This is a genomic window from Lysobacter terrae, from assembly GCF_054782215.1.
This window is the reverse complement of sequence record NZ_BAAGSX010000003.1, coordinates 57,769-77,529: the sequence shown is the minus strand read 5'-3', so window position 1 is coordinate 77,529 and position 19,761 is coordinate 57,769. Positions and strand designations below refer to the sequence as shown.

The window sequence follows — 19,761 nt, the reverse complement described above, 5'->3', positions numbered from 1 at the left end:
CCCCGTACTCGACTTTACCCCATTCTGAGACCCTCACGCATTGCGCCAGGCCCCGCTTTTTCGCAATCTAGGCCCCTGATTGTCAGGGGGAACTAGATGCGCATCACAGTAGTGCTTCCCGCGAAAAACGAAGAAGCGGGCTTGGGGCGGACGCTTCCGAAGCTGCGGGCCGAATTCCCCGACGCGGAAGTCATCGTAGTGGACGACGGTTCGACCGACGGCACTGCCGAGCTGGCCGCCGCTCATGGTGCGCGGGTCCTGTCTTCGCCTTATTCCATGGGCAACGGTGCCGCCATCAAGCGGGGCGCCCGGCAGGCGTCCGGGGACGTCATCGTATTCATGGACGCCGATGGGCAGCACGATCCGGCCCTGATTCCCCGCCTTCTCGACAAGCTCGCCGAAGGGTTCGACATGGTGGTCGGGGCCCGCGATGCCAGCGGCCAGGCCAACGCGGGCCGGGGGGCCGCCAACGCGTTCTACAACCGCCTCGCGAGCTGGATGACCGGGCACCGCATCGAGGACCTGACGTCCGGATTCCGCGCCGTGCGTGCGGACAAGTTCCGCGAGTTCCTGCACCTGCTGCCTAACGGATTCAGCTATCCCACGACCAGCACGATGGCCTTCTTCCGCAGCGCTTATCCGGTCGCCTATGTGCCGGTGCCGGTGGCTGCGCGGGTGGGGCGCAGTCACATCCGGCCGCTGCGGGACGGGGTGCGGTTTTTGTTGATCATTTTCCGCATCGCCACGCTGTATTCGCCGTTGAAGCTGTTTGCGCCGGTCGGGCTGACTTTCTTCGTGCTCGGACTGAGCAACTACGCCTGGACCTACAGCCAGTATGGGCGCTTCACCAACATGAGCCTGCTGCTGTTCAGTGCGTCGGTGATCATCTTCCTGATTGGCCTGGTTTCCGAGCAGATCACCGGCCTGACCTACCTGTCTGCACGGTCGAGCGACCGCAGGGAATGAGTTCCGCGACCGAGCGGCCAAGATTGCTGGTGCTAGCCTCGACCTATCCGCGCTGGTCGGGCGACCCCGAACCCGGATTCGTGCATGAACTCGCGCGTCGGCTGGTTGGCCGCTTCGATGTCACCGTGATCTGCCCCCATGCCCAGGGAGCCGCCGTCAAGGAAGTCCTGGATGGCGTCGAGGTCGTGCGTTATCGGTATGCACCCGAGCGTTACGAGACCTTGGTCAACGACGGAGGCATCGTCACCAACCTGCGGCGCGCCGCATGGAAGTGGGCACTGGTGCCCGCGTTCGTGCTGAGCATGGCCTGGGCCGTGCTGCGTACGCTTCGTCGCCGTCGTCCGCAGGTGATCCACGCGCATTGGCTGCTGCCGCAGGGACTGATCGCCGCCGCGATGCGCCTGCTCTACCGGGCGGCGCCGCCCTTGGTCGTTACCTCGCATGGTGCCGATCTTTTCGCCTTGAAGGCCGCGCCGCTGCAAGCGCTCAAGCGCTGGGTCGCACGTCGCGCCAGCGCGCTGACCGTAGTGAGCTCGGCCATGCGCGACGAGCTTGCACGCATCGGCGTCGACACCGCCAAGGTCTCGGTGCAGCCCATGGGCGTGGATTTGCAGGGACGTTTCACGCCCGATCCTTCGATAACGCGCTCGCGGCACGAACTGCTTTTCGTTGGAAGGATTGTGGAGAAGAAGGGATTGCGTCATCTGATCGACGCGATGCCTGAGGTGCTTTCCGTGCATCCCGATGCCTATCTGACCGTGGCCGGATTCGGGCCGGAAGAAGCGGAGTGCCGCCGCCAAGCGGCAAACTTGAAACTCGAAGACCGAGTGAAGTTCATCGGTCCGGTCGCGCAAACGGAGTTGCCCGCGCTATACCGACGCGCCGCCGTGTTCGTGGCCCCCTTCGTCGTTGCAAAGTCGGGCGATCAGGAAGGCCTTGGACTCGTGTCGGTCGAGGCGGCGGGGTGCGAGTGTCCGATCGTGACGAGCGATCTGCCGGCCGTGCGCCAGGCCTTTCCCGATCCGATGCTGGTGAAGCTGGTGCCGCCGGGTGAGGTGAAAGCTTTGGCGAAAGCGATCATCGAGCAAATGCACGACGCCGGTACTGCAACCGAGCGTGCGGCGATGCTGCGCAATGATGTCGCCCACCGCTTCGATTGGTCCATCGTTGCGGACGGCTACGCTCAAACGTTAGGCCGAGCCCGCAGCACGGTTCCGTAAAGAAACGATAGCGCGCTGGCCACACGGACAATCGGCTTGCCAGCGCCATACGGGAACCACTTCCGACGCAGCAGGGGATCCACAATTTTGCCTGCTCGCAAGGCGACGGGGCCGAGGACAAGGCCGACCGGTCGGAGCCAGGGATGCTGCTCCGCGTCGATCCCTGCGTAGCCGAGGGCCTGGTAAGACGCCGGATGGCGTGCCGAGAACAACGGCGCCGTGATGCAACCTGCCTCCATCATCTTGCGGCTGACTTCACTCAGGCTGATCTCGTCCAGGTGCCGTACGACGGCTTCACGTGTCCACACGACTTTGCCGATGGCGCTGAGCCGCAGCAGTAGGTCGCGATCTTCGAAGCCATAGCGGCGGAACGCTTCATCGAACCCGCCCACCTCAGCGAACGCCGCTTTGTGGACGGCGAAGTTTTGCGAGCTTCCTGATCCGGGCAGGCCGAGTGCGTGCTGCCGTTCCCGCCTGGCCGAAGCTTCCTGCTGATAGCGATGCCAGAAGCCTTCCCCGGTTCCGGTGACGTGGCCGGTGCTAGCCACCCCACCGGACGCCAGGCTGGTCAGGTGATTGAGCAGGAAATCGTTCCGCGTGGGCTCGCAGTCGCAGTCCATGAAGACGATGACCGATCCCGTCGCTGCCGCCGCTCCTGCATTGCGCGCGGCGGAGCGGCCGCGATTTTCCGGAAAGCGGACGAGGCGCAAACTGGATTCGCCGGCCAGCAGTTCCGCCGACCCGTCATTGGAGCCATCGTCGACGACGATGACCTCCAGCTCGGTGCCCGCAGGCAGCGCTTGCCGCGCCATCGACCGTGACGTCGATAGCGCCCGCGCTCCGTCGCGGTACATGGGAATCACCACGCTGATCCGCGAAGGCGCGCTCACGAAATGCCCTCCCGTACATCCGATCGGCGCAGTTGTCCGAACAACTCGACGTAGCGCTCTGCCGTTACCGCGATATCGAACTCGTGCTTAACCTTGTCCCGGCAACGCTGACCCATTTCCGTCAGCTGTTTCGCGGGCGCTGCGATAGCCTGGGAAATCGCTGTCGCCAGCGCGGCGGCGTCGTTCGTCGGCACGACCCAGCCCATCTGTGAATCGATATGGCGATCCAAGCCTCCGCAACGGGTCAAGACCATCGGCAGCGCACGTTCCATGGCTTCGAGTCCCGCGTTGGACATGCCTTCGTAGCGAGAGGGCAGCACGAACACATCTGCGCTCTCCAGCCGCTGGCGTACTGCGGCTTGATCCTCCTCGCCAGCCCAAAGGATGTACGAGGCCACGCCATGCCGGTGCGAGAGCGCTTGTAGGGTCTCGCGTTCGGGACCGTCGCCGACGATCGTGAATTGCCCAGGCGACAACTGCTCGCGAATGCGCGAAAGCGCATCGATCAGGATGTCATAGCCCTTTTGTGTCGACAGGCGGCCCACTGAAAGGAAGCGCACCGATGCGGCAGGACGACGGTCGGGTTCGGGTCGCATCGCGATGCCATTGGGTATATGGCTGAAGTTACGGCCATTGAAACCCGCTTCGCGCAGTTCGTCGGCCATTTCGGGCGCGATCAGGTTGATCGCATCGCACTGCGCATCGAGGAGCCGAAGAATCCGCTGGGAGAACGGCGTGCCCTGCAGGAAGGCGATGTCGCCGGCGCCACGGGCATTCGCGGGCGTCGCCACGAGCGGCGCGCGAAGTACGCCACTTCGCTTGAGCAGCGCGGCCGTGGCGGCTGCCTCGCCCAGGAAGCGCGTGTAGACCACGTCCGCCCAATGGCGGAGCGTGATGAGCTGCCAGGCCAGCGAAAACGCGTAGGTCACAGCGCGTCCCAGGCGCCCGAATCCTTGCGCGGTGCGGATGCGCCGCACTTCCATGCGATGCCGACCGATGGCGACTGGACCCTTGCCCATCCGCCTCCCGAGGCAGATGACTTCGTGACCTTGATCCAGCCACGCTTCGATCAGGCGAGAGGCCTGCATTTCGGCGCCGCCGGTGACGAAGTGTGGAAGATCGGAAACAACGATGATCCGCATGCGTGGCGCCCGCATGTCACGCCGATGCCGAGAAGCGACGCCGCCAGTCGGCAAGCATCAGAACATTCCATAGCGCCTGACCGGCATCCATGCGCTGTTTGCCGTGAGCGTCCCACAGGGCACGCACGTTGTTGCTGTTCAACATGGGGAGATCGCGCAATGCGCTCTCGGACAGTAATGATTCGGCCCAGTCCCGCAGCGGGCCACGTAGCCAGATGGAAATAGGCGGAGAGAAACCCTGCTTTGGACGATTCAGAAGCGACGCTGGCACATGACGGTCCAGAACCTGGCGCAAAAGCAGCTTGCCGTGATGCTGAGTGGCGCGCAGGGAGGACGGCAGCCGCCAGGAAAATTCCACGACGCGATGATCGAGCAGTGGAACCCGCGTCTCCAGCCCGAACGCCATCGAGGCGCGGTCGACCTTGTGCAGGATATCGTCCGGAAGATAGTCGAGCTGATCCGCGAACATCAGCCTGGTGAGAGCGTCATGCATCGTCGCGGGAGGCAGGCAGTACGCGAGATCTTGCACGTGCCGGTTCCTGAGCAATTTCGGAGCAGCGCCTCCACTGATGAAGGACAGGCGCAACGCGTCGAGGTCAGGCGCCGCAAGTCGCTCGGAAAGCCGCTCGAGCCTGTGGGGAATGGCCCGCTGGGGCCCCGCAATCGATGCAATCGGCCGCAGCGTCCGACCCATCGCACCCAGTAGTGGTGCGGCTGAGCGGCGTGCCAGGTCGGGCATCTGTTGCAGTCCCCTCCACAACTTGGCGATGGCGAAATAGCGGCCGTACCCCGCGAACAACTCGTCGCCACCGTCTCCGGATAGCGCAACGGTTACATGGCGTCTGGCCAGCGAAGACAGCAGCAGCGTCGGAATCTGCGACTGATCCGCGAAGGGCTCGTCGAACGTTTCCGCCAGACGGGGAACCAGGTTCAGGGCGTCGGAAGGTCCCGCATACAGCTCCGTGTGTTCCGTGCCCAGATGTCTTGCGACCGCCCGTGCATGCGGGGCTTCGTCGAACTCGCGCTCTTCGAAGCCGATGCAGTACGTGCGCACCGGCTGGTTCGATTCGCTCTGCATCAGCGCCGCGATCAGGCTCGAGTCGATGCCCCCGGACAAGAACGCACCGAGTGGGACGTCGGACATCATTCGCATCCGCACCGCATCGCGGAGAAGCGACTCAAGCCCATCGGCTGCGCGCTGGGCATCGACGTCGAGCGGTTGCGCTATCCCACCCAGCGCCGCATCGCGTAGCGACCAATAGGGCTGCAAACGTGCAGCGAGCCAGGACCAGTCGCGTGGCTGTGCAAGGTCTTCGATGGCGAAGCGGATGAGCGTAGCCGGAGGCAGCCGATAGATTCCCTGAACCGCCGACTGCGGCCCGCGAACGTACCCTGCGAGCAGGAAGGAGGCGACCGCGCTGCCGTCCATCCGGGGTGCCCAGCCGGGTACCGAGCGCAATGCGGAAAGTTCGGAAGCGAAGGCGAAGCGTTCCCCGAGCCAGCCGAAGTAGAGCGGCTTTTCTCCCATGCGATCGCGGGTGAGCGTGAGCTCTCGGCGAACCTTGTCGTAGACAGCCAGAGCGAACATGCCATTCGCCTGGCGTAGCGTTTCTTCGATTCCAAACGCATCGAATCCGGCAATCAGCGTTTCGGTATCCGAATGCCCCCGCCATGCCGGGGAGACGCCCTCCAGTTCGAGCCCGCGGCGCAGCTCGGCATGGTTGTAGATCTCGCCGTTGTAGGTGATGACGTAGCGTCCCGACGCCGACGTCATCGGTTGATGGCCGGCGGGGCTCAGGTCGATGATCGACAGGCGCCGATGTCCCAACGCCAAAGTGCCGGTTTCGTCCAGCCACATCCCATGGTCGTCAGGCCCGCGATGGGCGAGGCGATCGAGCACGCCGCGCAGCGCGGGCGTGGGTCCTGCTGGATCGACGAGGCCGGCTATTCCGCACATGTCAGGTCGCAGGCTTGCGGCAGAAGGCCTCGACCCCGTTGCCGCCGTGCGTCACGGTTATAGACGTCGCACCCAGCTCCTCGAGCACACGCGTGATTCCACGGATCGTCCGTCGATGTTTGTAGACGTCGGTCATCGCATCATGAGTGTCGAGAAGCATCCACTCGTAGTACATATTCCGATCCCGAAGCCCAAAGTGGGGATAGTACGAGACGATAGGGTTGAGCCTGCTGAGAACGAACTGCGCGATCTTCGACTCGCGGAACCGCCACACCCACGGAAACCAGAAATCGAACACTTTTTTTACCGCGGCGTACTGCCGTTCGCGCGGAAGCCCAAGAAAGTAGCGGCGGTAAACGATCCCGGCGACGCCCAGCGGCGGCGGCATGAAATTGCGCAGCTTCCAGCGGTAGTGGTCGATGACCAGTGCACCGCCGGGCTTTACCTTTTGCCAGAGTGAGCGAATGCTTTGCTCCGGATCGGGCGTGTGTTGCAGCACACCCAGGCAGATCACGTAGTCGTACCGCGAATCAGGGAAGGGAATGTGGCGTATGTCTGCCTGCGCGAGAGTGAGGCGCTCGCTCTTTCCGTTGTTCGCAGCGTTGGCTTCGACTGCTGCGGAGTAGTCGAAGGAGTCGACGATAGCTCCGTGGTCGAGCAGGACTTCGGTAAACCTGCCGGCGCCTGACCCGGCTTCCATCACTCGCTTGCCGCTGACCTGGGACAGTTCTCCGCGCATGCAGCGAGCCAATCTGTCCGCCGACAATGTCAGCCCGGTATGCGAGTCGAGCTGGGTCTTGGGAAACAGATTCCATTGCTCGCCAAAAGCGTCCGCGTAGTTGTCGGGTGGAACAAAGCGCGGGATGCCGCGGACGATGGGGTAATAGGCTCCATTGTTCGCCCTGAGCCCTTCGCCTTCGAGGGCAAGCGGCCTCAGCTCCACTGGGTCGACGATTGTCTGCGATTCAGAATTCATACTGGGTAGTCGGTCAAAAGCGCTGGAACGAGTAGATGCGGCAGGCGGAACCCATTTATCGCACTCCTTCGGCTTGTTTGTCTGCTCGGCGGACCGTGTGGATGGCAAGTGCGCCCATGAGAAGTGCAGTCGATATTTCGGTCAACAAGATGGCGCTGACGGCGCCATCTAGGCCGTGCCGCTTGATGAGGACAATGTTTAGCGTCAGCCCAAGGCTCAGGCATGTCAGTTCGCCTAATACCCGAAGCCATTGTCTCGATGCGGCCATCAGAGTGCTGACGGAAATAAGGCGAATGCCGGTAAACAAAGGCAGGACCGCGAAGATTCGGACCATTCTTTCTGCTTGTTGGTATCCGCTTCCGAATATTTCGGAGAGAAAGTTCGAGGCCACCAGCACGGCGCAGGAGATGGCGAGCCCTGCCGCCAAAAGCGCGCCGACAAGTACGCGGCCGTTGCCCGATGGCGCTCTGGTGCCTGAGTACGCCCTAACGAGCCGAGGAGAAATAGCCTGGGAAAGCGCCGACAGGGGGGCAATGAACAGCATGATGAACTTGTACGCCACCGCCAGCAGCCCCGCGGGCACGGCGCCAACGTCCGCAAGAACTATCGACTGGTTCAACTCGGTAAACGCGATGGTCGCCGCGCCGCTGAGCGCGAAGGATATTCCCATCAGGACTTCGCTGAAATCTGGATTGGGCGAGCGGAAGGGAGATGTGAAGTGATGCCGGTCTACAGCCAGCCATGCCATCGTGGCCAGGGCGGTGATGCAGGTATGGATTAGGACTACCTCATCGAGGCTTCTGCGACCGGACGCCGCATAGATGGCCAAGCCGGCGAGACGGACGCTCCAGAGCGAGGCGAAGATGGTGTGGGATCTGCCAAGGCGTTCGTTGCCCTGGTGTAGCCCTGCAATCAGCGTCAGCGTGGGGACCAGCGTTACTTCGCTGAGCGCCAGCAATAGCAACGTAGCAAGTCTGGGCGCCTCGGGGAATGCATAGGTGGCAATGAGTACGGCCAGCGCCGCCAAAGGGACCGCAGTGAATGCGACGACCCGGAGTCCTCGCCCAGCGCACGCTGGCGCTTCGACCGGCGACAGCGAGGTCGTCCGGAAGACTACGACCGGAAATCCCAGTCCGACCAATGTAGCCAGGAAGCCGCAGAGCACCCACACGCCTGAAAAGACACCGAACTGATGCGTTTCCAGCAAGCGCGCCAGCACGACGAAATAGACCGCCTGGACGGCTAGGCGCACACCATACATTGCCGTGCCGCGCACGGCGTTGGCCGCGAGCCTACCAGGGCGCCAGCCGAATATCGCCGACAGTGGCTTCATCAGGTTCACTGTGCGGCGTCCGTCATCCTTCTTTGCAGATCGTTGAATACCTCGTTCGCACGGCGATCGCTGGCGGGGATTCTCTGCATCGTCTCGTCCAGGAGTTGTTGAGCCTCCTGGCGCTGGCCAAGCATCAGGCGCGTTTCAATGATCAGCGCGGCGAAGGGGAACTCGCGCGCTCCCGAATTCCAGCTGAGCGTCGCCTGCTGCAACGCTTGCTTGGGCTGCCCTGATGCCAGCCAAAGCTGCGCATCCAGGAATCGGAGGTTTTGTTTCACCCGCACGGCTTCCGGCGTCGGCGACTTGTCGAGCCAGTTCCCCAGTCGCGAGGCGAAATCTTCCTTGGAAAGACCATCGCAGGGCACGCGCAGCAAGGCGCCGCCTAGCATCTCGATCATGCGCAGCTGATCAGGCTCGATCATCGCCCCTGTGCGGGCGAACATCGGGTCGAGCTTGGAGGCGTCCACGCGGTTATCGACGCCGCAGTCCACGGCGACCTGGCCTTGCGCGCCGATCTGCCGGCTGATCGGATCGGGTTGCGCCTGCAGGGCTGCATAGGCGGCGCGCGCAGCGGCCGTATCGATCGGATCCTTCTGCAGTGCGGTCAGCCCCATATCCATGCGCACCCACCGTGAGCCGGGGCTAGCCTTGGCCGACGCCGCCAGAAGGGTGTCCTTGCTAGCCCAGATCCATGCGCGGTTGTGCGCGGCCAGCGCGAGGCCCGCTAGCACGAGCAGCACGGCTGCGCCGAAAACCAGGCGTGGGCGGCTCATGTGCGGTGCGACCTTGGTGGCTCCCCAGAGCAGTAGTCCGCCGGCGGCCCACAGGATGCCGAAGGCCGGAAGGTAATTGCGATGCTCGAAATAGAGCAGCAGGGGTATGACAGTCGACTCCATGGCATGGCCGACCAAGAAAATTCCAAGTCCCGCAGGCACAGCAGGTATTTTGGCGCGAAGGCGCCAAGCGATAACGATCGCCGCTACCCATCCCATCACTGCGAGCAACGTGCTCGAAGGCGACACCAGACTGGTCGATATGACGTAGTCATCGCGGTAGAGACTCATCCTGGGGCCATAGGGCAAGAGGATGTTGCCTACGTAGTCCCACAGGATGCGGGCTTCGGTCAGAAGCCGTTCCCACAGAGTGAACGATCGGCTTGCATAGCCGCCCAGCAGCAGCGCTGGTTTGAATGCGAAAAGCCCAATGCCTGCGACGGCGGGAAGTGCGATGGAAAGCGCAAAGAATGCCCGCAACGCAGCGGGGCGTCGGCCGGATTGAGGGCGGAAGTAGCACAGTTCCAGCACGCCGCAGAATGCGGGCAGGAGCAGTCCATTCTCTTTCGCCGCAGCGGCCAAGAGCGTGGCGACGGGGACGCCAATGAACAGCCATGCCCACGCGACACGCTGCCTTTGGGCATCGAATGCCGCACGTGCGTTGCAGTAACACAGCATCCCCGCCAGCACGAACGTCGCGCTGAGCATAGCCATGCGTTGCACGGAATACAGCACCGTGCCCACCAACAAGGGGTGCAACAACCAGACCGCCGTCAGCGCAAGCGCGGCGAAGGACGCATAGGGCGCGTAGACCGGATCGCGCCGCACGAGGCGGCTCGCGAGTGCATACAACAACACGCCATTGAGCAGGTGCAGGACGAGATTGCCTGCCTTGAACGCGAACGGCGTCAAGCCGCCCATCCAGGCGTTCAGCACGAAGCTGGCGATGGAAAGTGGCCGGCCTCCCGGGCCCGAGTCGACGCCGAACACCACGTGCTGCCAGTCGGTTTGCCCTTCCAGCCAGGGCTTGAGGACGGCGAAGTTCGCTTCGTCGTCGAAAACGAACGGCCCATGCAGTCCGGGCCAGTAGGCAATGGCGGTGACCAGCAGGATGCAGGGAAGCAGGATCCAGGGTGTGACGGCGCCATTCTTCATTTTCGGCTTCCAAAAAAAATCCCGGCGCGAACGCCGGGATTCTTGTACAGCATTACAGCGTGGATCAGCGGCAGGCAGCCGGAACGTGCGCGGCAGCACCGGCGGTGTGGGTGCAGACCCACTTGATCGGCGACGAGGAGCTCACCTGCGTAGCGGTCATCACCAGAACCGGCTGGGTGGTAGCGCCCGTGTTGCGGGTGGTGACCGTGATGGTCGGGTTGGCGCCAGCGCCGAAAGCGACCGTCGAAACGTAGGTCGAGGTGGCGGCGGCCCAGCTGAAGCCCGAGTTGGCGGCGGTCACGTTGTTCAGGCCACCCAGCGACGAGGCGGATTCCGACACGGCGAGCTTGGCCGGAGCGGCAGCGACAACGCCTTCCGTGACCTTCGCGCGGACGGTGTAGTCCTGGTAGGCCGGGATGGCGATGGCGAGCAGGATCGCGATGATCGCGATGACGATCATCAGTTCGATCAGGGTGAAGCCTTTCTGGTTCTTGATCATGGTGTTTCCCCTAGGAGTTTGTTGGAACTTCACGTGCCGCACGACCGGCTTTCCGGTCCGTTGGGCAGCCGTGCAACGCTGCACGTGCCATGACTGTATACGCAGAGTGCATGCCAATGTCGGCCAGGGGGGGTTTGTGTTCCAAATTGGGTTGGGCATCACGATGTGAACGTTCCCGTAATAAGAGGCCGCGAATGATGCTGACAAAAAATGGCAAAACACGACGTTTTGCGGCAGTTATCGAGATTTGCCTTCCCTAATCGAGGGCGAACTGTCTTTCATCAACACGTTGAAGACGGGCCATGGGTCCACCGCGACCGGCTTCAGGGGGCGGCCGTCGGTCGCGTCCAGAATCATCGTGGCATCGCCACGGCTCGAGCTGATCGGCAACACGCTCAGATCGGACCGAGAGAGGCCCTCGACCGCCGCAGTGAACTTCACCGCGTTCGCGGGCGAGAGTCGTTTGGCGAATTCCGCGGCGCTCAAAGCGCGCCCCAGCAGGGCTTCTGCAGCATCGCCATAGGGCACGTAGTGCTGGGGGAGTACCTCGAGGTCCTTGCCCGAAGCGAGAGTCTGAAACATTAGGTCCTGTCGCTTCGCCTGATCCTCAGGCAGTGGCGCCGCGACCGTTTGCGGTCCCAGCCAGGGGAGCGATCGGAACCGTTCGGGCGCAGCGCGGAGGTCTTTCGGATCTATCTCGTTGGCGAACACCAGTGCGAAACGATCGACCACGGCCACCAGATAGACGGGACGGGATTGCCAGATCGCGTGCAGACCATACGCCATCGCCGCGATCTGAAGCAGGGCGATGACCGACAGATCCAGCTTCAGGTACTTTTTGCCCTGCTTGTAGACGATCAAGGTAAGCAGGGGGCCCAACGTCACGTCGACGCCGGCGATCGTGTAGAACAACCTGTCGGCTCTGGCCATGTGGAACAGGCCAGGCGGATACCAGCGCCAGATCAGGATGGCAGCGATCAGGCCGAGTACGGCAACGCTCAGAGAAAGATGGACGGCTGAGGCTTTCCAACGGGTCATGGCGATCGGTTGAATGGTGTCGTCAGGGCCAACTTGCGTGGCCGCCCGCGATCGCGAGGCCCGCCTCAGTCGATGCCCAATTTCTTCAACTTGTAGCGAAGGGCGCGGAACGTAATGCCGAGCGCCGCCGCCGTCCGCGTCTTGTTGAACCGGTTCTCCTGCAGCGCCTGCTCGATCGCCTGGCGCTCCATCTGCTCGATGTACTCGGGCAGGCGGCTACTGGCGGTATCGCGCGGGTTGAGCGCGCGCGGATCGATCGCGGCGTGCGTGCCGGTGGCGCGCGGGTTGCTGGGCGGCGCGGCCGGGGCCGGTGCGTGGTGATGTGAGGCAAGCCCGCTCGGTGGGGCGCCAAAGACCGGCGAATGACCGGCGGCGATCGCGGCGGCGGTGGCCGGTTGCGGCTTGGGCAGGCGCAGGTCCTCGGCTTCGATGCGGTCGCCGTCGGCCAGGGCCAGGGCGCGCTCGAGGATGTTCTCGAGCTCGCGCACGTTGCCCGGGAACGGATGCTGGCGCAGCGAATCCAGCGCCTCCGGCGACAGCGTCGGCACGGGGCGGCCCTGGTTCCCGGCCAGGCGCATCAGTACGCGCTCGGCCAGGCCGGGCAGGTCTTCGAGGCGCTCGCGCAGGGGCGGGACGCGCAGCTCGATGACGTTGATGCGGTAGTAGAGGTCGTGGCGGAAGCGGCCGTCTTCGACCAGTGCCGCCAGATTCTTGTGGGTCGCCGACAGGATGCGGACGTCGACGTTGACTTCGCTGTTGGCGCCGACCGGACGGATCGACTTCTCCTGGATCGCGCGCAGCAGCTTGACCTGCATGGCCAGCGGCAGCTCGGCGACTTCGTCCAGGAACAGGGTGCCGCCGTCGGCGGCCTGGAACAGGCCCGGCTTGTCGACATGGGCGCCGGTGAAGCTGCCTTTCTTGTGGCCGAAGAATTCGCTTTCCATCAGCTCGGCCGGAATCGCGCCGCAGTTGACCGGGACGAAGGGGCCGCTGGCGCGCGGACCCTGCTCGTGGATCGTGCGGGCGGTCAGTTCCTTGCCGACGCCGGACTCGCCGGCGATATAGACCGGGGCCTGGCTGCGGGCGACCTTGGCGATGGTCTGGCGCAAAGTGGCGATCGCCAGCGAGTCGCCAAAGAAGCGCGCCGCGACCGGATCGGCCGAAGCGGGCGCGCGGCGTTTCTCGCGCAGGTCCAGGGCGTGGCGAACCAGGTCGCGAAGCACCGGCAGATCGACGGGCTTGGCGACGAAGTCGAAGGCGCCGGCCTTGAGCGCTTCCACCGCGGCTTCGACATTGCCGAAGGCCGTGATCATGGCGACCGGGGTGTTGGGATGCTTCTGGGCGATCTCGGCCACCAGGTCCATGCCCGAGCCGTCGGGCAGGCGCATGTCGGTCAGGCACAGGTCGTAGGTATTCCGCGCGAGCTGAGCCCGCGCATCGCCCAGCGTGGCGGCGGTGTCGCACCGCAGGCCCATACGGCCCAGCGTCATGACGAGCAGCTCGCGTATGTCCCGCTCGTCGTCGACTATCAGTGCACTACGTGTATCGGTCATCCGCCCCTCCGCGCACGACACGATAGCGGAACGGGGCAGCAAGGGCCAAGCGGCGCCTGTCGCGGTTTGACTGAATGGTTGCCACCGGGCTTGCCCGGCCTCATCCGCTTGCCATCAAGGGGCTGGGCGCGGACAGATTGATGCGGAAGCATGCGCCACCGCCGGGCATGGCCACATAGTCCAGCGAAGCCTGGTTGGCCCGGCATAGCTCCCGGGCGATATAGAGGCCCAGGCCCGTGCCGTGGCCGGAGGTCGTGAAGAACGGGCGAAACAACTGGCTGACGACCGATTCCGGCACGCCCGGGCCGCGATCGCGCACATCCACGACGGGCGCGCCCAAGCCGTCCACCGACACGTGCACGGTCACTCGCGCGGGATGGCCTGGCATGCGACCGTAGGTCAGCGCGTTGTAGACCAGCGCGGTCAGCACTTGGTGCAGTTGTTTGGGGTCGATCAGGGTCGTCAGCGAGGTCGGGGTGCCGGCCGCCAGCACAGTGTCCTGTTCGAGAGGATGACTGGCCGCGTAGTCCTCCACGAACCGGCGCGTGAACCCCACCAGCTCCACATGTTCGGGCTTCGCCGGCTCGCGCCGCGCCAGGCCGAGCACGTTGTCCACGATGCCGTTCATCCGCTGGCCCTGCTGGCGCACGATTTCCAGCAGGCGCTGGTCCGCGGTCGGCAGGTCCTTGGACTCTTCCAGCAATTGCACGGCGTAGTTGATCGCCGCCAGCGGATTGCGGATCTCGTGGGCGAGGCTGGCGGAAAAGCGCCCGAGCGTCGCCAGCGTCATCGTTTCCGCCTGGCGCGACACGATGCTGGTGTCGTCGAGGAAGATCAGTACCTGGTCGCTGCCGGCGCGCAGGCGGGTGAAGCGCGGCACCACTTCGGGCATGTCGGGAGCCAGCTGCAGGGATCGGTCGTCGGCGCGGCCGGTTTCGCGCCAGGTGGTCAGTCGTTGGGCTAGCGCCGGCGCCGCCAGGAGGATGTCGCGGCCTTCACCCGGGTGGTCGCCGTGGTCGCTGAGCAGCAGCATCGCGGCTTCGTTGGCGAGCCGAAGCTGATTGCGATCGTCGACCAGCAACACGCCGGTGCGCAGCCGCCGGATGATCAGCTCGTTGACCTCGGCGAGCGAGGCCGCGTCCTCGCCGCGGCTCGTCGCCAGGGCCACGCTTTCGCGCATCTGCCGGCCCAGAATGTTCGTCAGCGTCGCGATGGCGAGGTAGCCGGTCGCGTACATCAAGGGTTCGGCGAGTCCGCGGCCGTCACCGGTGTCCGCCGATTTCCAGAAATACTCGGCAACGAAACCGCTTGCCACGATTGCCGCGATGCTCAGTCCCAGCCGGGCTGGCAACAGCAGTGCGGCCGCGCCCACGTTGAACATCAGCATCAGCACGATCCCGGCGCGCGTGCCTGGCATCGAATACACGGCGAGCACGCCGAAGAACAGGTCGAACGCGATCCCGATCAAGGCCTGCAGCTGCAGATCGCCGCGCTTGCGGATCACGAACAGGACCGTCGCCGCGAACAGGTAGCTGACCGCCGTGGCCTTGGCGATGCCCTCGTCGCGGGGGTCGCTGATGTATTCGCGGACCGGACTGAACAGCAGGAAGGTCAGCAGCGCCCCTTCCAGCAACCGGTAGAGGGTGAAGAAATGCAGCTCGCGGCGCAGCGCGCTGTCGGCTTCCGCGGCGGCGGCGGGGCGAAGGTTCAAGCGGGCGTCCCTGGAGTGGCGCGCGAGCGGCGCCCGCTGAGTATAGGCGTGTGCTTCGCGCCCGCCGATCGCCGCCTTTTCGCTGGAGAAAAGCCCCCTTTGCAAGGGGGCGGCTCCGAAGGGGCGGGGATCGGAAGTACGGAGCGGGGCCCAAGGGCCGCAGGGCCTTGGGATTTCATGCGAAGCATGAAATGCGCGACAATGCGCCCCCCCACGCGGCGGCCGATGGCTGCGATCCCGGCGTGGGCTCTTTCTTTCCCCTCGGTGACGCATGAATTTCCACGAATACCAGGCAAAGCAGCTCTTTGCCGAATACGGCATTGCGGTGCCGGCAGGGCGCGTCGCGCGCACGCCGGAAGAGGCGGTCGATGCCGCCAAGGCCATCGGTGGCGACTTCTGGGTGGTCAAGGCCCAGATCCACGCGGGCGGCCGCGGCAAGGCCGGCGGCGTGAAGCTCGCCAAGACCCTCGATGAGGTCCGCGACTACGCCAAGGGCATGCTCGGCACGAAGATGGCGACCTACCAGACCGCCGGCGTGGAACTGCCCGTCGACAGCGTCCTGGTCACCCAGGCCACCGACATCGCCAAGGAGCTGTACCTGTCGGTGCTCGTCGACCGCTCCAGCAAGTCGGTCACCTTCATCGCCTCCGCCGAAGGCGGCATGGACATCGAGCAGGTCGCGCACGAGAAGCCCGAAGCGATCCACACGCTGCACGTGAATTACGTGCAGGGCCTGCAGCCCTACCAGTGCCGCGACCTCGGCTTCGCGATGGGCCTCAACGCCAAGCAGGTCAACCAGCTGACCAAGATCATGCTGGGCCTGTTCAAGCTGTTCCACGAGAAGGATCTGGCCCTGGTCGAGCTCAACCCGCTCGCCATCATGACCAGCGGCGATCTCGCCGTGCTCGACGGCAAGATCAACTCCGACGACAACGCGACCTTCCGTCATCCGGAACTGGCCGCGATGCGCGACATCCGCCAGGAAGACGAGACCGAGGTCAAGGCCAGCCAGCACGACCTCAACTACGTCACCATGGACGGCAACATCGGCTGCATGGTCAACGGCGCCGGTCTCGCGATGGCGACGATGGACGTGATCTCGCTCAATGGCGGCTCGCCGGCCAACTTCCTCGACGTTGGCGGCGGCGCCACCAAGGAACGCGTGACCGAAGCCTTCAAGCTGATCCTGTCGAGCGACAAGGTGAAGGCGATCTTCGTCAACATCTTCGGCGGCATCGTCCGCTGCGACATGATCGCCGACGGCATCATCGCCGCGGTGAAGGAAGTCGACGTCAAGGTTCCCGTCATCGTCCGCCTCGAAGGCACGAACGTGGAAGCCGGCAAGGAGCTGCTGAAGAACTCCGGCCTGGCGATCACCCCGGCCGACGACATCAACGACGGCGCGAAGAAGGCCGTTGCGGCCGTCGCCGGCAAGTAAGGAATAACGATCCCATGAGCGTTTTGATCAACAAGAACACCAAGGTGATCGTGCAGGGCTTCACCGGCTCGCAGGGCACCTTCCACGCCGAGCAGATGCTCGACTACGGCACCAAAGTCGTCGGCGGCGTGACCCCCGGCAAGGGCGGCACCCAGCACCTGGGCCTACCGGTCTTCAACACCGTGGCCGAAGCCGTCGCCGAAACCGGCGCCGATGCCTCCGTCATCTACGTGCCGCCGCCGTTCGCGGCCGATGCGATCCTCGAAGCGGCCGACGCCGGCATCAAGGTCATCGTCTGCATCACCGAGGGCATCCCGGTCCTCGACATGCTGCGCGTGAAGAACACCCTCAACGGCTACGACGACGTTGTGCTGGTCGGTCCGAACTGCCCCGGCGTGATCACTCCGGGCGAGTGCAAGATCGGCATCATGCCGGGCCACATCCATATGCCGGGCAAAGTCGGCATCGTGTCGCGCTCCGGCACGCTGACCTATGAAGCCGTGAAGCAGACCACCGACGTCGGCCTCGGCCAGTCGACCTGCATCGGCATCGGCGGCGACCCGATCAACGGCACCAACTTCATCGACGCGCTGAAGTGGTTCCAGGATGATCCGCAGACCGAAGGCATCATCATGGTCGGCGAGATCGGCGGTTCGGCCGAGGAAGAAGCCGCCGAGTTCATCGCCAACTACGTCACCAAGCCGGTGGTCGGCTTCATCGCCGGCGCCTCCGCGCCGAAGGGCAAGCGCATGGGCCACGCCGGCGCGATCGCCTCGGGCGGTTCGGGCACGGCCGAAGGCAAGTTCGCCGCGATGGAAAAGGCTGGCGTCACCACGGTGAAGTCGCCGGGCGATTTGGGTGCGGCCATCGCCAAGCGCCTGGCCAAGTAACAGCTGGTTGCCCCGTTCAGAAAGGCCGCCCCAGGGCGGCCTTTCTGTTTTTCGGTCATCGTGTGGCGATCCGTGCGGCACCGGCCGACGAAGGGTGTCGGGAAATGGGGTGCGGGGCGGGGATCGCCCACCCTCGCATGCAGTAGATTGCTTCGGAGACCGGCCGCTGACGGCGGTCCGTTGGGGAAGGGGATGCGATCCAAACCGGAGCGATTCAAACCGGAGCAGCACAAACCGGAACGCTTCAAGCCGGAAGTGGAAGGGCTGCGCGGCGTCGCCGTGGCGGCCGTCGTATTGGCTCACGCCGCAGTCCCGGGGCTGAGCGGCGGCTTCATCGGCGTCGACGTGTTCTTCGTCATCTCCGGCTATCTGATTACCGCATTGCTCACACGCGAGCTGGCGACCACCGGGCGGGTGGACTACTGGCATTTCTATGCGCGGCGCACTCGGCGACTGTTGCCTGCGTTCCTGCTGATGCTCGTGGCCACATTGTGCGTGGCGGCGGCCTTCCTTCCGGCGAACCGTTGGAGCCTGCAGGCTACCTCGGGCGCGTTCTCGTCGCTGTGGGCCAGCAACATCTATTTCGCGTTCAAGCAATTCGACTACTTTGCCGACGGCGCGGGCGGCAGCCTGTATCTGCACACCTGGTCGCTGGGCGTCGAGGAGCAGTTCTATCTGCTCTGGCCTGTATTGCTGGCTTTCTCCTGGAAGCGGCTGGCGGCCGCAAGCACGGAACGGATCTTCCTCCTGCTGGGCGGATTGACGGTGCTTGGTTATGCGCTGGCCTTGATGGCCTACACGCGCCAACCCATCGCCGCGTACTACCTGATGCCGACCCGGTTATGGGAACTCTCGCTGGGCGGCTTCCTTGCGGTGATGCCTGCACGGTTTGCTCCGTCGTTGCGGCTGCGCGCGCCGCTATTGGGTGCCGTCGGATTGGCGCTGATTGTCCTGGGCGTCGTAGTCATCAACGAGCAGGCCGGTCATTTGTTCCTGTGGTTGCTCATTCCCGTGTCGGGCGCCGGACTCGTGTTGATGGCGAGCAACACCGGGCTGGCTCGCTTCCCTGCGCTCGACAATGCCCCGCTGCGCTTTCTCGGCCGAATTTCCTACAGCCTGTATCTGTGGCATTGGCCGCTGCTCGTACTGGCGCGCGTACTGTTCGACGATCTGCCGTATGCGCGCGTGGCTGCCGTCGTGGCGGCATTGGCCCTGGCCCGGGCATCGACGCTGGGGCTGGAAGAGCCCATCCGCAACGCCCGCAGCGGTACACCGCGCGGACAGGTTCTGGGGGGCTTGTGCGCGAGCCTGTTGACGGTGTTTGCCTTTCAGCACTGGCCGACGCCGGCGCAACCTCAGGCGGCACTGGCCAACGTCCAGCCGAAGGGGTTCATCGAGCGGCAGATCTCCATGCCTTCGCTCTATCAGTCCGGCTGCGATGACTGGTATCAGTCCGCATCGCTGAAGCCGTGCACGCTGGTGAGCGACGCAGCTTCGGGTACCCGTGTACTGCTCGTCGGCGACAGCGTGGGTGCGCAGTGGTTTCCTGCGCTGGAAGCGATCAGTCTTCGCCGCCATTGGAATCTCACGGTCCTGACCAAGTCGTCCTGTCCCCTCGCCGACGTGAAGTTCTACTACGCGCGCATCGGTCGCGAATTCACCGAGTGCGAGGAATGGCGCGACCATGTGGCGGACTTCATCAATCGCACCAGGCCCGATCTTCTGCTGATCGGATCGAGCGCGGCCAATCCGCTGAAGCCCGAGCAGTGGCTCTCCGGTACACGCTCGTTCCTGGGCAGAGTTCACACCGCGACACCCGATGTCGTCCTGCTCGGGCCTACGCCGATCCTGCCCTTCAATGGCCTCGATTGCCTGCTCACCAAAAATAGGAGCCAGACGCCTCCCATCGACGGAACGGGATGCGAGGTTCCCTTGAAAGACGTGGCGCCGCGTGCGGTCTCGGACGCCTTGAAGCAGGCCGCCGGAATGTATTCGAACGTGCGTGTGCTCGACTTGAATCCGATCATCTGCGCGGATGGCCGATGTTCCTCGTGGCGCGACGGCCGGCTCGTTTATCGCGACGGGCAGCATCTGAATGCCGCTTTCGTGGCCAGCCTGGACCGCGAACTCGAATCCAGGCTGACGGCGCCGGCCGCCGGAGCGAGGGTGAAATCCGCGCAACAGCCATAGCAAGGGAGAGGCGAAGCGGTGCTCGCCGGA

General features: G+C 64.4%; 15 protein-coding genes. 5 read left to right on the top strand and 10 right to left on the bottom strand.

The window, feature by feature from the left end; translation table 11 throughout:
• The first annotated feature begins 96 nt into the window (after positions 1 to 96).
• Together ACYVJ8_RS09595 and ACYVJ8_RS09590 are read left to right on the top strand one after the other, a co-directional pair.
• Entirely contained in the window at positions 97 to 966 is an 870-nt protein-coding gene (locus tag ACYVJ8_RS09595; RefSeq protein ID WP_460711743.1) for a glycosyltransferase family 2 protein, read from the top strand.
• Complete coding sequence (locus ACYVJ8_RS09590; RefSeq protein WP_460711741.1) at positions 963 to 2,186, top strand: glycosyltransferase; 1,224 nt, start codon at positions 963 to 965, stop codon at positions 2,184 to 2,186. Before ACYVJ8_RS09595 ends, ACYVJ8_RS09590 begins: the two co-directional genes overlap by 4 nt.
• On the opposite strand, the gene ACYVJ8_RS09585 is transcribed toward ACYVJ8_RS09590, so the two are convergent.
• The 10 genes from ACYVJ8_RS09585 to ACYVJ8_RS09540 form a co-directional block, all read right to left on the bottom strand.
• Positions 2,150 to 3,076 (bottom strand): glycosyltransferase family 2 protein, encoded by a 927-nt coding sequence (locus ACYVJ8_RS09585; protein ID WP_460711739.1) that lies wholly within the window; start codon positions 3,074 to 3,076, stop codon positions 2,150 to 2,152. The genes ACYVJ8_RS09590 and ACYVJ8_RS09585 overlap by 37 nt on opposite strands.
• Positions 3,073 to 4,272, bottom strand: a complete 1,200-nt coding sequence (locus tag ACYVJ8_RS09580; RefSeq protein WP_460711737.1) for a glycosyltransferase family 4 protein — start codon at positions 4,270 to 4,272, stop codon at positions 3,073 to 3,075. The genes ACYVJ8_RS09585 and ACYVJ8_RS09580 overlap by 4 nt, the downstream gene beginning before the upstream one ends.
• Positions 4,235 to 6,175 carry an asparagine synthase (glutamine-hydrolyzing) gene (asnB, locus tag ACYVJ8_RS09575; RefSeq protein WP_460711735.1) on the bottom strand — a complete coding sequence of 647 codons (1,941 nt, stop codon included), beginning with the start codon at positions 6,173 to 6,175 and terminating at the stop codon, positions 4,235 to 4,237. The genes ACYVJ8_RS09580 and asnB overlap by 38 nt, the downstream gene beginning before the upstream one ends.
• Before the next feature lies 1 nt (position 6,176).
• A complete protein-coding gene (locus ACYVJ8_RS09570) occupies positions 6,177 to 7,151 on the bottom strand; it encodes a class I SAM-dependent methyltransferase (protein ID WP_460711733.1) in 975 nt (324 codons plus the stop codon).
• A 55-nt stretch (positions 7,152 to 7,206) separates the two neighbouring features.
• Complete coding sequence (locus tag ACYVJ8_RS09565) at positions 7,207 to 8,484, bottom strand: oligosaccharide flippase family protein (RefSeq protein ID WP_460712132.1); 1,278 nt, start codon at positions 8,482 to 8,484, stop codon at positions 7,207 to 7,209.
• A 5-nt stretch (positions 8,485 to 8,489) separates the two neighbouring features.
• Positions 8,490 to 10,412, bottom strand: coding sequence for a hypothetical protein (locus tag ACYVJ8_RS09560; protein WP_460711731.1), 1,923 nt, complete (start codon positions 10,410 to 10,412; stop codon positions 8,490 to 8,492).
• 64 nt (positions 10,413 to 10,476) lie between these two features.
• Positions 10,477 to 10,911, bottom strand: coding sequence for a pilin (locus tag ACYVJ8_RS09555; RefSeq protein WP_460711729.1), 435 nt, complete (start codon positions 10,909 to 10,911; stop codon positions 10,477 to 10,479).
• A gap of 237 nt (positions 10,912 to 11,148) precedes the next feature.
• Positions 11,149 to 11,949: a TfpX/TfpZ family type IV pilin accessory protein gene (gene tfpZ, locus ACYVJ8_RS09550; protein ID WP_460711727.1), complete on the bottom strand. Its 801-nt coding sequence runs from the start codon at positions 11,947 to 11,949 to the stop codon at positions 11,149 to 11,151.
• Positions 11,950 to 12,014: 65 nt separating this feature from the next.
• Positions 12,015 to 13,502 carry a sigma-54-dependent transcriptional regulator gene (locus ACYVJ8_RS09545; RefSeq protein WP_460711725.1) on the bottom strand — a complete coding sequence of 496 codons (1,488 nt, stop codon included), beginning with the start codon at positions 13,500 to 13,502 and terminating at the stop codon, positions 12,015 to 12,017.
• 100 nt (positions 13,503 to 13,602) lie between these two features.
• Positions 13,603 to 15,213: a sensor histidine kinase gene (locus ACYVJ8_RS09540; protein WP_460711723.1), complete on the bottom strand. Its 1,611-nt coding sequence runs from the start codon at positions 15,211 to 15,213 to the stop codon at positions 13,603 to 13,605.
• Between the two features lie 271 nt (positions 15,214 to 15,484).
• On the opposite strand from ACYVJ8_RS09540, the gene sucC reads away from it, so the two are divergent.
• Genes sucC through ACYVJ8_RS09525 form a run of 3 tightly spaced genes read left to right on the top strand, consistent with a single transcriptional unit; the run spans position 15,485 to position 19,731 of the window.
• A complete protein-coding gene (gene sucC, locus ACYVJ8_RS09535; RefSeq protein ID WP_460711721.1) occupies positions 15,485 to 16,651 on the top strand; it encodes an ADP-forming succinate--CoA ligase subunit beta in 1,167 nt (388 codons plus the stop codon).
• Between the two features lie 14 nt (positions 16,652 to 16,665).
• On the top strand, positions 16,666 to 17,541 hold the full coding sequence (gene sucD / locus ACYVJ8_RS09530) for a succinate--CoA ligase subunit alpha (protein ID WP_460711719.1): 876 nt from the start codon (positions 16,666 to 16,668) through the stop codon (positions 17,539 to 17,541).
• Positions 17,542 to 17,601: 60 nt separating this feature from the next.
• Positions 17,602 to 19,731 carry an acyltransferase family protein gene (locus ACYVJ8_RS09525; RefSeq protein WP_460711717.1) on the top strand — a complete coding sequence of 710 codons (2,130 nt, stop codon included), beginning with the start codon at positions 17,602 to 17,604 and terminating at the stop codon, positions 19,729 to 19,731.
• Positions 19,732 to 19,761 lie beyond the last annotated feature (30 nt).